General features: G+C 72.6%; 10 protein-coding genes. 4 read left to right on the forward strand and 6 right to left on the reverse strand.

Annotation, left to right across the window (positions count from 1 at the left end):
* The first annotated feature begins 32 nt into the window (after positions 1-32).
* Positions 33-1,898 (forward strand): ABC-F family ATP-binding cassette domain-containing protein, encoded by a 1,866-nt coding sequence (locus AC5JJ1_RS04340; protein WP_495783886.1) that lies wholly within the window; start codon positions 33-35, stop codon positions 1,896-1,898.
* Here the strand turns inward: AC5JJ1_RS04340 and AC5JJ1_RS04345 are convergent, their stop codons facing one another.
* Positions 1,899-2,375, reverse strand: a complete 477-nt coding sequence (locus AC5JJ1_RS04345) for a DUF1203 domain-containing protein (protein WP_495783887.1) — start codon at positions 2,373-2,375, stop codon at positions 1,899-1,901.
* A 245-nt stretch (positions 2,376-2,620) separates the two neighbouring features.
* Here AC5JJ1_RS04345 and AC5JJ1_RS04350 point away from each other — a divergent pair, with 245 nt between their 5' ends.
* Complete coding sequence (locus AC5JJ1_RS04350; protein ID WP_495783888.1) at positions 2,621-2,959, forward strand: hypothetical protein; 339 nt, start codon at positions 2,621-2,623, stop codon at positions 2,957-2,959.
* Positions 2,960-3,248: 289 nt separating this feature from the next.
* Here AC5JJ1_RS04350 and AC5JJ1_RS04355 read toward each other — a convergent pair whose 3' ends face one another.
* A complete protein-coding gene (locus AC5JJ1_RS04355) occupies positions 3,249-4,166 on the reverse strand; it encodes an isoaspartyl peptidase/L-asparaginase family protein (protein ID WP_495783889.1) in 918 nt (305 codons plus the stop codon).
* Positions 4,163-5,086: a DUF1835 domain-containing protein gene (locus tag AC5JJ1_RS04360; protein WP_495783890.1), complete on the reverse strand. Its 924-nt coding sequence runs from the start codon at positions 5,084-5,086 to the stop codon at positions 4,163-4,165. The genes AC5JJ1_RS04355 and AC5JJ1_RS04360 overlap by 4 nt, the downstream gene beginning before the upstream one ends.
* Before the next feature lie 257 nt (positions 5,087-5,343).
* On the opposite strand from AC5JJ1_RS04360, the gene AC5JJ1_RS04365 reads away from it, so the two are divergent.
* Both AC5JJ1_RS04365 and AC5JJ1_RS04370 read left to right on the forward strand, forming a co-directional pair.
* Complete coding sequence (locus tag AC5JJ1_RS04365) at positions 5,344-6,225, forward strand: calcium-binding protein (protein ID WP_495783891.1); 882 nt, start codon at positions 5,344-5,346, stop codon at positions 6,223-6,225.
* 399 nt (positions 6,226-6,624) lie between these two features.
* Positions 6,625-8,325: a methyl-accepting chemotaxis protein gene (locus tag AC5JJ1_RS04370; protein WP_495783892.1), complete on the forward strand. Its 1,701-nt coding sequence runs from the start codon at positions 6,625-6,627 to the stop codon at positions 8,323-8,325.
* Between the two features lie 87 nt (positions 8,326-8,412).
* On the opposite strand, the gene AC5JJ1_RS04375 is transcribed toward AC5JJ1_RS04370, so the two are convergent.
* Genes AC5JJ1_RS04375 through lptF form a run of 3 tightly spaced genes read right to left on the reverse strand, consistent with a single transcriptional unit; the run spans position 8,413 to position 13,045 of the window.
* Positions 8,413-10,755 (reverse strand): LPS-assembly protein LptD, encoded by a 2,343-nt coding sequence (locus tag AC5JJ1_RS04375; protein ID WP_495783893.1) that lies wholly within the window; start codon positions 10,753-10,755, stop codon positions 8,413-8,415.
* Positions 10,752-11,873 carry an LPS export ABC transporter permease LptG gene (lptG, locus tag AC5JJ1_RS04380; RefSeq protein ID WP_495783894.1) on the reverse strand — a complete coding sequence of 374 codons (1,122 nt, stop codon included), beginning with the start codon at positions 11,871-11,873 and terminating at the stop codon, positions 10,752-10,754. Before lptG ends, AC5JJ1_RS04375 begins: the two co-directional genes overlap by 4 nt.
* Positions 11,870-13,045 carry an LPS export ABC transporter permease LptF gene (gene lptF, locus AC5JJ1_RS04385; RefSeq protein WP_495783895.1) on the reverse strand — a complete coding sequence of 392 codons (1,176 nt, stop codon included), beginning with the start codon at positions 13,043-13,045 and terminating at the stop codon, positions 11,870-11,872. Before lptF ends, lptG begins: the two co-directional genes overlap by 4 nt.
* Between the last annotated feature and the right edge of the window lie 5 nt (positions 13,046-13,050).

A 13,050-nucleotide genomic window follows, 5' to 3' on the forward strand; every position in this document is an offset into this window, starting at 1 on the left:
ACGGGGGGAGACGGCGGCGGTAGAAGGCGCGCATGACCGTGCTCGCCATCCGCGACCTCACCCTCCGCATCGCCGGCCGCGCCCTGCTGGAAGCCGCCGACCTCGCCGTCGATCCCGGCCGCAAGGTCGGGCTGGTTGGCCGCAACGGCGCCGGCAAGTCGACGCTGCTGAAGGCGATCATAGGCGACATCCAGCCCGATGCCGGTGAGATCCGCCTCGCCCAGCGCGCCCGGCTCGGCCATGTGGCGCAGGAGGCGCCGGGCGGGCCGGAGAGCCTGCTCGAGACGGTGCTCGCCGCCGATACGGAGCGCGCCGCGCTGCTCGCCGAGGTCGAGGCCGGGGCGGAGCCGCACCGCATGGCCGAGATCCATGAGCGGCTGATCGCCATCCAGGCCGACAGCGCGCCCTCGCGCGCCGCGACCATCCTCGCCGGCCTTGGCTTCGACGCGGCGGCGCAGGCCCGCCCCAGCACCGAGTTCTCCGGCGGCTGGCGGATGCGCGTGGCGCTGGCCCGCGTGCTCTTCCTCGAGCCCGAACTGCTGCTGCTCGACGAGCCGACCAACCATCTCGACCTCGAGGCGACGATGTGGCTGGAGGGCTGGCTGCAGCGCTTCTCGGGCGCGGCCATCATCGTCAGCCATGACCGCGGCCTGCTCGAGCGCTGCGTCGACGCCATCGCCCATCTCGACCGCGGCAAGCTCACGCTCTATCCCGGCGCCTTCGACAATTTCGTCCGCGTCCGCACCGAGCGGCAGGCGCAGCAGGCGGCGATGAACGAGAAGCTCGCCGCCGAGCGGGCGCATATCCAGAGCTTCGTTGACCGCTTCCGCGCCAAGGCGAGCAAGGCGCGCCAGGCGCAGTCGCGCATCAAGGCGCTGGAGCGGATGCCGGCGATCGAGAGCGTGGTCGAGGACCACGTGACCCGCTTCGCCTTCCCCGAGCCCGCCGAGCTGGCGCCGCCGGTGCTCTCCATCTCGGGGGGGAGCATCGGCTATGACGGGCGGGTGGTGCTGCGCGGCCTCGACCTCAGGCTCGACCAGGACGACCGCATCGCGCTGCTGGGGGCCAACGGCAACGGCAAGTCGACCCTCGCCAAGCTCTTCGCCGGGCGGCTGTCGCTGATGGGCGGGCGCGAATTCCGCTCGCCCAAGCTGAAGATCGGCTACTTCGCCCAGCACCAGACCGACGAGCTCGACATGGAGGGCACGCCGCTCTCCCACATGCAGGCGGCCATGCCCAAGACGACGGTGACGCAATGCCGCTCCCAGCTCGCGCGCTTCGGCCTCGACGTGGAGCGGGCGACGACGAAGATCTCGGCCTGCTCGGGCGGTGAGAAGGCGCGGCTGCTGCTGGCGCTCTGCACGCGGGAGGCGCCGCAGCTCCTCATCCTCGACGAGCCGACCAACCACCTCGACATCGACGCCCGCGATGCGCTGGTGAAGGCGCTGGCCGACTACAACGGCGCCGTGATCCTCATCAGCCACGACCCGCATCTGGTGGAGCTGGTGGCGGATCGGCTCTGGCTGGTCGGCGACGGCAAGGTCGCGCCCTTCGAGGGCGACCTCGACGACTACCGGGCGCTGCTCGGCGGCGGCCGCCGGGCCTCGCGGGCCGAGCCGGCCGGCGCGGCGCGGCCGTCGGAGCGGCGCGGGCGGGCGGAGAGCCGCACCGCCCTCGCCCCGCTGCGCGACCGGCTGAAGCAGATCGAGGCGCAGATCGCCAAGCTGCAGGACGAGGCGGCGGTGATCGACAAGGCGCTGGCCGACCCGCGCCTCTATGCCGGCAACAAGACCGACCTCATCAACCGCGCCACCACCCGCCGCGCCGTGATCAACAAGATCCTGCCGGGGCTGGAGACGGAGTGGCTGGAGCTGCAGGAGAAGCTCGAAGCGGCCTGATCAGCCGAGCTTCTCCACCGCCGTCAGCAGGCAGCCCGGCCGCGCGGTGTGGATGTTGACGAAGCGCGTGCGCGGGTCGGCGAGCGCGCGCTCGAGCAGCGGCGCAACCGCGCTGCCCTCGCTGACGGCGCCGAGGTCGTAGAGGCACATCTCCGCCCCGTCATAGGCGCGGACGGAGACGATGCCGTTGGCAAGGACGATGGGGGCAATCTCGTCCACCGCCTCGAAGGGCGCGCAGTCGCGGGCGTGCAGGAAGATCGGGCTCGGCGCCCAGTACACGCCCTGCGGATGCGGCAGGGCATAGCTGCCAAGCAGCATAGCCTCGCCGGGCTCGCCGAGTTGCAGGCAGTGACGGCAGGGGAAGCCGGGGCCGTCCACCACGCGGCGATGCAGCGGCTGCCCGCGGTCATCCGTGCCCGTGGCGCGCCAGCGCCGGGCCGTCTCGGTCGGGATGGGCGTGCAGCGGAACCGGGTCATGCGCGAGGTCTCCTTCGCCGTGACCCTCGCTTGGTCCGGGATGCTGCGCCTTCCGCCGGTTGCTCCGGCATGTCCGGGGGAGCCCAAGCCTCACGGCGGCGCGACCTTTGGGGTCCGCGGCGGGCCGCGCATCATTCATTTCGAAAATGATAGGCATGCGTCGAACGCATTGGCGCGGCCGGGCCATGCGGTCCATCTGGTGCGGCGAAGGCGGCCCCGGGCTGCCCAGCCATGAAGGACAGGATATGATCCGCTCTGCTCTCCTCGCTTCCGTGATTGCCCTTGGCGCCACCGGCGCCGCGCTGGCGCAGGAAGGCCCGCTGCTCGTTGGCGGCGGCGGCGACGGCGGCCCGCGCGTTGTCTACTCCACCACGCCCACCAACAACATCGTCGGCGGCGCCCAGGTGGCCATGAGCGGCGGCGAACTCGACCGCAGCTACAGCTACGGCGCGGTGACGAGCTTTCCGGGCCAGGCCGGCACGCTGGTCGGCGGTCTCGCCGATGGCGGCCCGCGGGTGATCTATGCCCCGCAGCAGGACAGCGGCGACCTCGCCAGCCTCCGCATCGGCGCGCCGCGCAGCTAGAGCAAACTCCGATCAGGTGGAACCACCTGGTCGGAGGTACTTGCTCGACCCGGCAACAAGCCAGAGCGGGTTCCGTGAGCCTATGCGAGCGGAAACCGCTGCAGGACGCGTGCCGTTCGACCTGGCTCACGGGACGCGCTCCAGCCTGTTGTTTGGTTGAGCGAATTACCCCGGAGCGGTCTCCGCCCGCGCCGGCTCGCGCAAGCCGCTCCGGCATCGTGTTCGGCCGGGCAAGCTCCGATCAGGTGGTCTCGCCCGACCAGACCTTGAAGCTTCGGTCCTCCGTGCCTCAGGCGTAGATGCCGACCTCAGGCGCTGCACCGTCGCGGAGGGTCCCGCGATACATGCCCGCGGTGCCGAAGGCGATGCCTGGCTCACCCGCCGCATCGACCGCGATGAGCCCGCCGCTGCCGCCATGCGCCGGCACCAGGATCTCGGCGATGTCGGCCGCGGCCTGCTGCACCGCCTGGCCGCGGTGACGCATCAAGGCGGAGAGCTCATGTGCCGCGGCGCAGCGGATAAAGGCCTCGTCGACCCCCGTGCAGCTCACCGCGACCGTCGCATCGGCCCAGGTGCCGGCGCCGATCAACGGGCTGTCGCCGACGCGGCCTGCGCGCTTGTTCGTCATCCCCCCGGTGGAGGTGGCGGCGGCGAGGCGCCCGGCGCGGTCGCGCGCCACGGCGCCGACCGTTCCCATGCGCGAGGGCAGGTCGTGGTCGAGGGCGATGCGCCCCGCCTCCAGGGCCGCCTGCAATTGCTGCCAGCGATGCTCGGTGCGGAAATACTCGGGAGGCGCCAGGGCGAGGCCCTCGGCCTCGGCGAAGCCGTCGGCTGCAGGCCCGATCAGCAGCACATGCGGCGTCCGCTCCATCACTGCGCGTGCCGCCGAGATCGGGTTGCGGATGCGCTGCACGCCGGCGACCGCACCGGCGCGGCGGGTGGCGCCGTCCATCAGCGCGGCATCCAGCTCGATCGTCCCGGCGGCGGTAAAGGTGGCGCCGCGGCCGGCATTGAAGAGCGGACAGTCCTCCAGCGTGCGCACCGCCTGCTCCACCGCGTCGAGCGCGCTGCCGCCCTGTGCCAGCACCGCGCCGCCGGCGGCGAGCGCGGCCTCCAGCGCCGCACGATGCTCCGCCTCGCGCGCCGCCGACATGTCCTCGCGCCGGATGGTGCCGGCGCCGCCATGGATGACGAGGGTGGTCCTCATGCGGCGGCTCCGGGGATGACGGCGACCTGGTCGGGATCCCAGAGCCAGGGCGGGTCCGGCAGCACGTGCACGCCCGCCTGGAAGCGCGGCGGCGGGCGGAAGCGGTCCGTCCCCGCCAGCACGGCGGCGCCGCGCGGCGTCAGGTGAAGCTGCGCGTCGCGCGAGACCAGCCGATTCGGGCCCTGGCGCAGGCGGCCGATCACCTCGCGCAGGATGAGGTCGGTAAGGTGGAAGACGGGATCGCCCTCTTCGAGGCGGCCGAGAAGGGCTGCCTCCTCCGTGATGCCGGCGGCGATGGCGCGCAGCACGCGGCGCTCCGTCTCGCCGAGCCCGTCCGTCGCCCAGGGCAGGTCGCGCAGGTGGCGGCGCAGCGCCGCGGCGAGGAACGGCAAGGCCAGCTCGCGCCGGCTGAGCGCGTCGAGCCCGCGCGGGTCGGGCGCGGCGAAGGCGGCCCAGGCCTCGGCCGCCTGCTCGATCTGCAGGTCGGACAGCGGCGCGGGGTGGAGCGCGCCGAGCTCGGCATCGCTCAGCCTCGGGAAGCAGCGTTCGCCATCGGCCGGCAGCAGCAGCAGTCGGCCGCGCAACAGGCGCTTCTCGGCCAGCAGCGAAAGGATGCGGATGAGCGCGATCTGGTCCCAGAGGTCGTGCTCGAACCAGAGCCAGACGGCCTCGCGCCGGTGCAGGCCGTTGAGCGCGGCATATTCGCGGCCGAGGCGGAGGCGCACCGCGGCCGGATCCTGCCCCGAATGCAGCGCCACGTAGCGCGCGCGCATGCCGAGCCAGGCCATCAGGTCGCCATCGTCCTGCGCCGGTCCGACGCAGACCGGATCGGCGAAGCAGAGGTATTCCCCGGCAATGCCGGCCGATTGCAGGCGGCTGCGGAGGTCGTCGCCGCAACGGAGGTGCAGGAGCGGCGTCACCGGCGGCGCAGGCCTGCCTGACCGGGGGCGGTTGCGAATCCCGTGTCGCGCGGCCTTGCGGCCATGCCTGTCCTCCGTCCCTTGCCGGCTTGATCGGCCAGCCTTGGCGAAGCATGCGACGGAACCGCAACCCCGCGCCACCCCCTTTGCCACGCCAGCCCGAGCGGCAGCGGCGTCGCGCAAGCGTGTCATCGAGACCATCGCAGGGGCTGCTGAGGCCGTCCCAGGCTCGCGCACAGGTCGGTAGGGCGAGGATCGTGGCACTGCGCAACGGCACTGCGGGGGCGGACAGCCTGCTTGGGACGACAGGGGGCGACCTGATCCTCGCCGGCGGCGGCAACGATACGATCTTCGGCGACAACTTCATAGGTGAGGGCCGTTCGGGCGGGCCGCTGCCGCCGGAGTCCAATTCCAGCGGCATCCTGCCCGGCCGCAACCTCATCCTGGCCGGCGCCGGCGACGACCGGGTCAGCGCAGGCATCGGTGCGGACACGGTGTTCGGCGGCAGTGGCAATGACTCGATCAGCGGCTTCGGCGTCTTCCTCGGCAGCCCGACCGGGGGCATCGGGGTGATCGACGCGGACGGGTCGGACCTGCTCATCGGCGGTGCGGGCAACGATACCATCAATGCCGGCGGCGCCGCCGACCAGGTCTACGGCGGTGCGGACGACGATGTCATCAATGGCGGGCGCGGCGCCGGCCAGCTCCACGGCGGCGCCGGCGAGGACCGGTTGCGCGGTGGCGAGGGAGCGGACCGGTTGGCCGGCGGGGGCGGCGCCGATGTCTTCATCTATATCAGGGATATTCCCTTCGGCGGCCCCGAATCCGGCGTCGGCCCCGGCGCGCGGGACGTGATCCTCGACTTCTGCCAGGGCGTGGACCGCATCGATCTTCGCGGCTACGCCAACACCTACGCCCAGGACCAGAAGTCGGTCTTCCTCGACGGTGCCGAGTTCGGCGCGAGCCTCGCCCTTCAGGTCCGCACCGTGGTCGAGGACGGGCATACCATCATCCAGCTCGTCACCGTCTACGGCGACCCGGGCCCGAGCGTCCCGCTGCCCACGCCGTCGGGGCCTTCGGAGGAGATCGAGCTCGCCGGGCTCTACGACCTGACCGCCGCGGATTTCATCCTGTTCTGACCAGGCTCGGCACATCCGTGGGCAAGACCTGCGGATGACGACGCCCGCCCCTGCACGAAGCGTCCGCGCGGGGGCGGCGCAGTCCCCGCCGCCATGGGACGTGGCGGCAGGTCATGGCGTTCGGGCGGCCCGGCAGGCGCGGGGGCTCAAGAGCGCCGCCTCGAAGGCATCGCGCAGCGTCCGCATGATGCGCTTGGCCGCGCCTGGACCGTCGGCGACGATGCCCATGCCGCGCAGGGCCGGCACCACCCGCTAGCCAGGCTTGCTGCTGGCCAGATCGCCCGGCACGTGCGGATGCATCTCCGGCGAGCCGCTTGAGGATCGGCATGTCGCCTACGGTTACGGGCTCTTATCGATTCGATGGCAGGCTCTGCTGGGATCCAGGGAGAAGATTGGATCATGCGGAAGCTTCGCCTCCCCTATGTCTGGCATGGCCTGGCGCCGCGGCTCCTGGCGGCGGTCGGCCTGCTGGCGGCGGTGGCGGCTGCCCTGCCGCTCATGGCGGACCGCATGCTGGCGCTGCAGGCCGAACGGATGGCGGCGGGCGCCGAGTTCACCGCGCGCGCCATCGCGGCCGGCCGGGCGACCTCCAACCTGCTGGCCTTCGCCAGGGCGACGGATGTGCTGGCCGTGGCGATGCCGGCGGAGGACCGGCAGCGCATCGAGGCCATCGCCGCGGACGAGCAGCAGCGGCTGGAGCGGCGGATGGAGCAACTCGCCCAGGTGCTGGTGGTGCCCGCCAACCGGGAGGACCTAGCCGCGGCCGCGGCAGGCATCGCCCGCTACCGGGTGCAGCAGGAAGCGATCCTCGCCGCCTCCCACGCAGGGCGCCTGGAGGAGGCGGGGCGGATCGCCCTTGCCGCCGCGCCCGAGGTCGAGGCCATCCGGCAGAAGCTGCGCGGCATCGAGCAGAGGGTGGACGAGCTGATCCGCGGCATGGCGCAGCAGGCAGCGGCCGAGATGCGTCAGGGGCGGGCCTGGCTGGCCTCGCTGGCGGCGGGCGGCATCCTCCTGGCGGTCGGCCTCGCGCTCTGGATCGTGCTGCGGCGCGTGACGGGCCCGCTGACGCGGCTCAGCCGGCGGGCGGATGCGCTGGCGGCCGGGCAGCTGGAGGAGGAGACGTCGGAGACCGGGCGGCGGGACGAGGTGGGCGCCATCGCCCGGGGGCTGGAGGCGCTGCGGGCGGCGGCGCGCCGGGCCAGGCTGCTGGAGGCGGAGGCGGCCACGGCCGGGCAGGAGGCCGAGGCAGCCCGGCTGCGGCAGCGGCAGGAGCTGGCGGTCGGGATCGAGGCGCAATTGGGCGCCGTGCTGGCAGGGCTCGCGGCCTCGGCCGCCGCGCTGGAGGGCAGCATCGGCACCCTTTCGGACCAGGCGGACCGCAGCGTCGGGCGGGCCGGCACCGCCGCGCAGCGGGCCGCGGAGGCGACGAGCCATGTGCAGAGCGTGGCCGCCGCGGCGGAGGAGCTGGCCAGCTCCGTCCAAGAGATCGGCCGGCAGGTCACCGAGGCCGCGCAGGCCAGCCAGCGCGCGGTGGCGGAGGCGGAGGCCGCGGACGGCACCATCGGCGGATTGTCAGAGGCCACGGGCCGCATCGGCGACGTGGTGCGGCTGATCGGCGACATCGCCGGGCAGACCAACCTGCTGGCGCTGAACGCGACGATCGAGGCGGCGCGCGCGGGCGAGGCCGGCAAGGGCTTCGCCGTGGTGGCGAGCGAAGTGAAGCAGCTCGCCGGGCAGACCGCCAGGGCGACGGAGGAGATCGGGCAGCAGATCGCCGCCATCCAGGGCGCCACGACGGAGGCGGTGCAGTCCATCAAGGGCATCGCCGGCATGGTCGCCCAGCTCGACCAGGTGGCGGCCGCCATCACCGCGGCCGTGGAGCAGCAGGGCGCCGCGACGCAGGAGATCGCCCGCAGCGTCGCCCAGGCGGCGGCAGGGACGACCGAGGTTTCCGCCACCATCGCCGAGGTCAGCGCCGGCGCCGGGGAGACCGCAGGCGCCCTGCAGGCGATGCGGCGGACGACGGCGGATGTCTCGCGTCAGGGCGGCACGCTGCGCGGCGCGCTCGGCACCCTGCTTGAGGGGCTGCGCGCCGCCTGACGCGGCCTCCGTTCGCCCTGGCTGACGGAGGCCGCTCCAGCCCGTCGTCGCGGCGGGCCGACTGCCCCGATCGGCGTCTGCCCGGGGTCAGATCGCCCGGAAGAAGTACTCGCCGAGCGTCTTGAAGCCGAGGCGGAAGAGGATGACGGTGTTCGCCGCGTAGAGCGTCTGGGTGGTCGGGTCCTGGGCGAATCGCTTGATGAAGCGCCCTTCGATGATGAAGCACTCGTCCTCGTAGCCGGCCGAGCCCTGGACGAGGACGGCGCGGCCCAGGCCGAGGTCGTACTTCCCGGTCGCCGCCACGCGCCAGTACTGGCCAATGCGGGCGGTGAAGCCGGCGCCCACCTCCTCGCGGGTGCGGCTGGGAACGAGGTAGGGCAGCGGCGGGGAGTAGAGGTAGCCTGCCGACAGCGTCACCCGGCCAAGGCCGAGATTGGCGATGGTGTCGACCAGCCGCCGGTCGGTGATGTTCTCGCCGTCGAGGCGGATGCGGCCGATGGCGTCGAACCAGGTGGTCGGCGCGATGCGCAGCCGGGCGACATAGTCCGAGGCGCGGCGGTCGAGGCCGGAGCCGGCATAGGGGCTCGAGACCTGGTCGTCGAACCGGAAGGAGCGGCCGATCAGCCCCTCGATCTGCCCGCCATTCGGGAAGTCCCAGGCGGCGCGGAGGGCGGTGTCGATGCGCGTGCCGCCCTCCTGCCGGTCGCGCCCGGTGAAGCGGTTGAGGGCGAAGAGGTTGGCGTCGGTGAACTCGAAGTCGATGCTGTCCTCATTCGGCACCCTGCGCTGCGGCCCGACCCGCGGGCCGGTGACGATCTGGACATGCGGCTCGATGGTCTGGCTGCCCCAGTTGCCGGCATAGCGCACGAAGGGCATCCGCCAGTCGAGCGCGGCGCGGATATTGCCGTTGAGCCGGTCGCCATTGGCCTCGGGCAGGAAGGTCGGCGGCTCCTGCAGCCCCTGCGCGCGGTAGGCGAGGCCGTCGGCCTGAAACTTCACCGTCCAGAGGCCGCCGAAGCGGTCCGTCTCCGGCCGCTGCCAGGAGACGCGGCTGGACAGCCGCTGGGTGGAGCTGCCGATGTCGCGGCTGATGCCGAGCAGCCCGGCATCCACGGTCAGGAAGCCGCCGAGATACTTGCCGTGCGGCGCGTGCTCGACCACGGCATTGGGCAGGACATAGGGAATCTGCCGCGTGTCGTCCACGCTGCGCAGGCCCTGATAGATGCGGCCGTCGATGCGGGCATAGGTCTCGGTGCCCCAGAAGCCCTCGACGAAGGCCTGGCTGGTCAGCACGCGGCGGTACTCGTAGCGGAAGGTGCGGAGATACTGCTCGGAGCTGGCGCGGTTGAGGTCGAAGCCGGCGCGCCAGTTCTCGTCGATGGTGAAGCGGCCCTTGAGGAAGATGTGGCCGGCCAGCTCGCGCTTGCCGCCGGTGTCGGTGCCGTTCAACCCGCCGATCGAGGCGCTGCCGGTGATCTCGCCAAAATTGAACAGCTTGCGGTATTCGAGGCCAAGGTTGGGATACTGCCGCGTCGAGAAGATCGGGATGACGGTGAGGTCGGAGGTGTCGTCGATCGCCCAGTAATAGGGCGTCTCGGCGAAGGCGCCGAGGAAGCGGGTATAGCCGAGCGTCGGGAACAGGAAGCCGGAGGCGCGCGGCGCGCTCGGGTCGGGGTGCGAGAGGTAAGGCGTGTAGAGCACCGGCCAGCCGCCCAGGCGCACGGTGGCGTCGCGGTAGGTGATGCGCTGCTCGCCCTTGTCCTGCGTGGCGCGGCGGGCCTCCACCTGCCAGAGCGGCGGCGCGGTCGGGTCCTCGGCACAGAGGTCGCAGGAGGAATAGACGACGCGGGCCAGCTCGTTGATCGTGCCTCCGGTGCGGCGGGCGCCGTTCGCCGCCATGCGGCCATTAGCGGCGAGCAGGGCGCGGACGCCCTCCAGCACGCCGTCGCGGAAGCGGTCCTTCAGCTCCGCCTCGTCGGCGAAGAGGACCTGGCCGTCCGGCTCCAGCAGCTGGACGTTGCCGCGGGCGGTGGCGATGCCGGTATTGCGGTCATAGGTGAACTCGTCGGCGCGCAGCAGACGCTCGCCCTGCCAGGCCTCGACCCGGCCGCGGGCGATGACGAGGCCCTTTTCGCGGTCGTACTCGACCTCCTCCGCCGTGAAGGTGACGGGGGCGTTGCGGTCGACCGGCTGGCTGCTGCCGCCGGCGATGCCGCCGAAGGGCTGGACGGCAGGCGCGCCCGAGCCGGGCACTTGGCTCATCCCAGGCGTGCCCGTCCCGGGCGCGGGCGCCACCAGCGAGGGGCGGATGGAGCTGTCGAGCGGCGTGTAGCTCGGCTGCTCGAGCTGCGCGAGGGCCGGTCCGGCCGGCAGCAGCGCGAGCGCCCCGCCGAGGAGCAGGCGCCGGCGGCGTGCGGGACGAGGGCTCATCCATCCTCCAGATGCAGCAGCAGGGCGAGGGCGAGCAGCAGCCCGGCCAGGGTCGGCGCCCAGGCGGCGAGGGAGACCGGGAGCGTCCCGGCCTCGCCGAATTCATTGGCGATCTTGTCGAGCACGAACAGCATGAAGCCGGCCGAGACGCCGGCCCCGATCATCTGCGCCACCCCGCCGCGGCGGGAGGAGCGCATGGAGAAGCCGGCCGACAGCAGCGCCATGGCGGCGGCCAGCAGGGGCAGCGAGAGCAGGCTCTGGAAATGCAGCCGGTGCCGCACGGCGGAGAAGCCGGCCGCCTCCAGCACCGCGATGAAGCCGGGCAGCGCCCAGACCGAGAGCGTGTCCGGCGAGGCGAAGCTGTTCTCGATGCGGTCCGGCGTCAGCTCGGTCGGGACGCTGAGCTCCTGCTTCAGCCCGGCGCTGCGGTCGGCGTTGAAGGGCACGGCATCCTCCAGCACCCAGCGCCCAGGCAGCAGCCGGGCGCGCGGCGCCTCGATCCGGGCCAGCGGCCGGTCATTGGCCGAAAGCCGCCACAGGGAGACGTCGGTCATGCTGAACCCATCCCGCGCCGCCTCCCGGTCGGAGACCGGGCGGCCGGAGAGGATGGCGACCCCTTGCTCCTCGATGCCGCGATCCGCCTGGCGGAGCCAGAGCCGGCCGCCGGCGAGCGCGGTGATGCCGGCGCTGGTGCGGAGATAGGCGTAGTCCAGCCGCTCGGCGCGGGCCAGCATCACCGAGGAGAGCGGCGAGATGGCGGCCGTGCCGAGCCCGCCGAACAGCAGGGCGACCGCGACCGGGCCGGAGAGGAAGCCCCAGGCGGAGATGCCGGCGGCGCGGGCCACCACCAGCTCCGAGGAGCGGGTGAGCCGCCAGAAGGCCAGCAGCCCGCCGAGCAGGATGGCGAAGGGCAGGATCTGCAGGGCGACGTAGGGCAGGCGCAGCCCGGCGATCGTCGCCACCAGGGCGAAGCCGGCATCCTGCCGGGTCGCGGCGCGGCGCAGCAGCTCGATGAAGTCGAAGAGCGAGACGAGCAGGGTCAGCCCCGCCAGCATCGCCACCGTCGCGCCGAAGAAGCGCTGCGCGACATAGCGCGTGAGGGTCACCGCCAGCATCATGGCGTGGCGGCGCCCGCGCCGCGGCGGCCGAACCACCAGTGCTGCGGCCAGCCCGGCGCGCCGGAAAGGATCCAGGCGGAGACGAGGCCGGGCAGCAGCGTGTTCAGCCAGATCAGCGGGATCAGCCGCGGCGTCCGCGCCGCGAGGTTGCCGGCGGTGAGGCCGAAGGCGAGCAGCGCCACCACCACCGCGATGCCGGTGAAGAGACGGAGGCTGCCGCCATGGCGGCGGAACTGCCCGGTCAGCGCCGTCGCCAGGGCGACCAGGGCATAGGTCATCGCCGTCAGCGGGCCGCTCAGGCGCTGGTGCGCCTCGGCGACGAAGCGTTTCAGGTCGCGCTCCGGGACATGCTCGGCCGGGTCGGGGTGGAGCAGCTCGCCGAGGGTGCGCTCCTGGGCGTTGCGGTAGCGGCTGTCCGCCTCGCCGCTGCGGGCGCGGGCGAGGTCGACGCTGTTCTCGCTGAAAGACAGGACGGAAAGGCGGAGTTGCGGCGCCGTGCCGGGCGGCGACCCGGCGGGCGGCGGCACCTTCTCCACCTGCTGGCGCTGGCCGTTCTCGAGGGTGACACGGGGGCCGTTGGGGCCGGGCGAGATATGCCCGGTCTCGGCGAGGATGGTGACCGGGGCGCCGGCCTCGCGCGCGTCATGCACCAGGATGCCGCGCAGCGTGCCGTCCGGGTCGCGGTAGCGGGCATAGACGGTGAGATCGTCGCCGACCGAGCTGAACACGCCCTCCTGGACCAGGATCGCCGCCAGCTCGTTGCGGATCTCGTACTGCCAGGCGCGGAAGGCGGCCTGGCTCCGCGGCACCACCCACAGATTGAGCGCGTAGCAGAGCAGCATCGCCAGCCCGGCGATGGCCAGTACCGGACGGGCGAGCTGCCATTGCGAGAGGCCGGCGGCGCGCATCACCACCAGCTCCCGGTCCGAGGCGAGGCGGACATAGATGAAGAGCGAGACGACGAAGGTGGTGATCGGCAGGATGATGGCGAAGAAGCTCGGCAGCAGCAGCCCGGTCAGCTCGATGAAGACGCTGAAGGACAGGCCGCGGTCGAGCACCAGCTCGATGAAGCGCAGCGACTGGGTCAGCCAGACGAGCGCCGCCAGGCCGATGGTCACGGCAAGCAGCGCGACGCCCAGCTGGCGGAAGATGTAACGGTCGAGGCGGCTCATCACGA

This window comes from Belnapia sp., assembly GCF_059504005.1.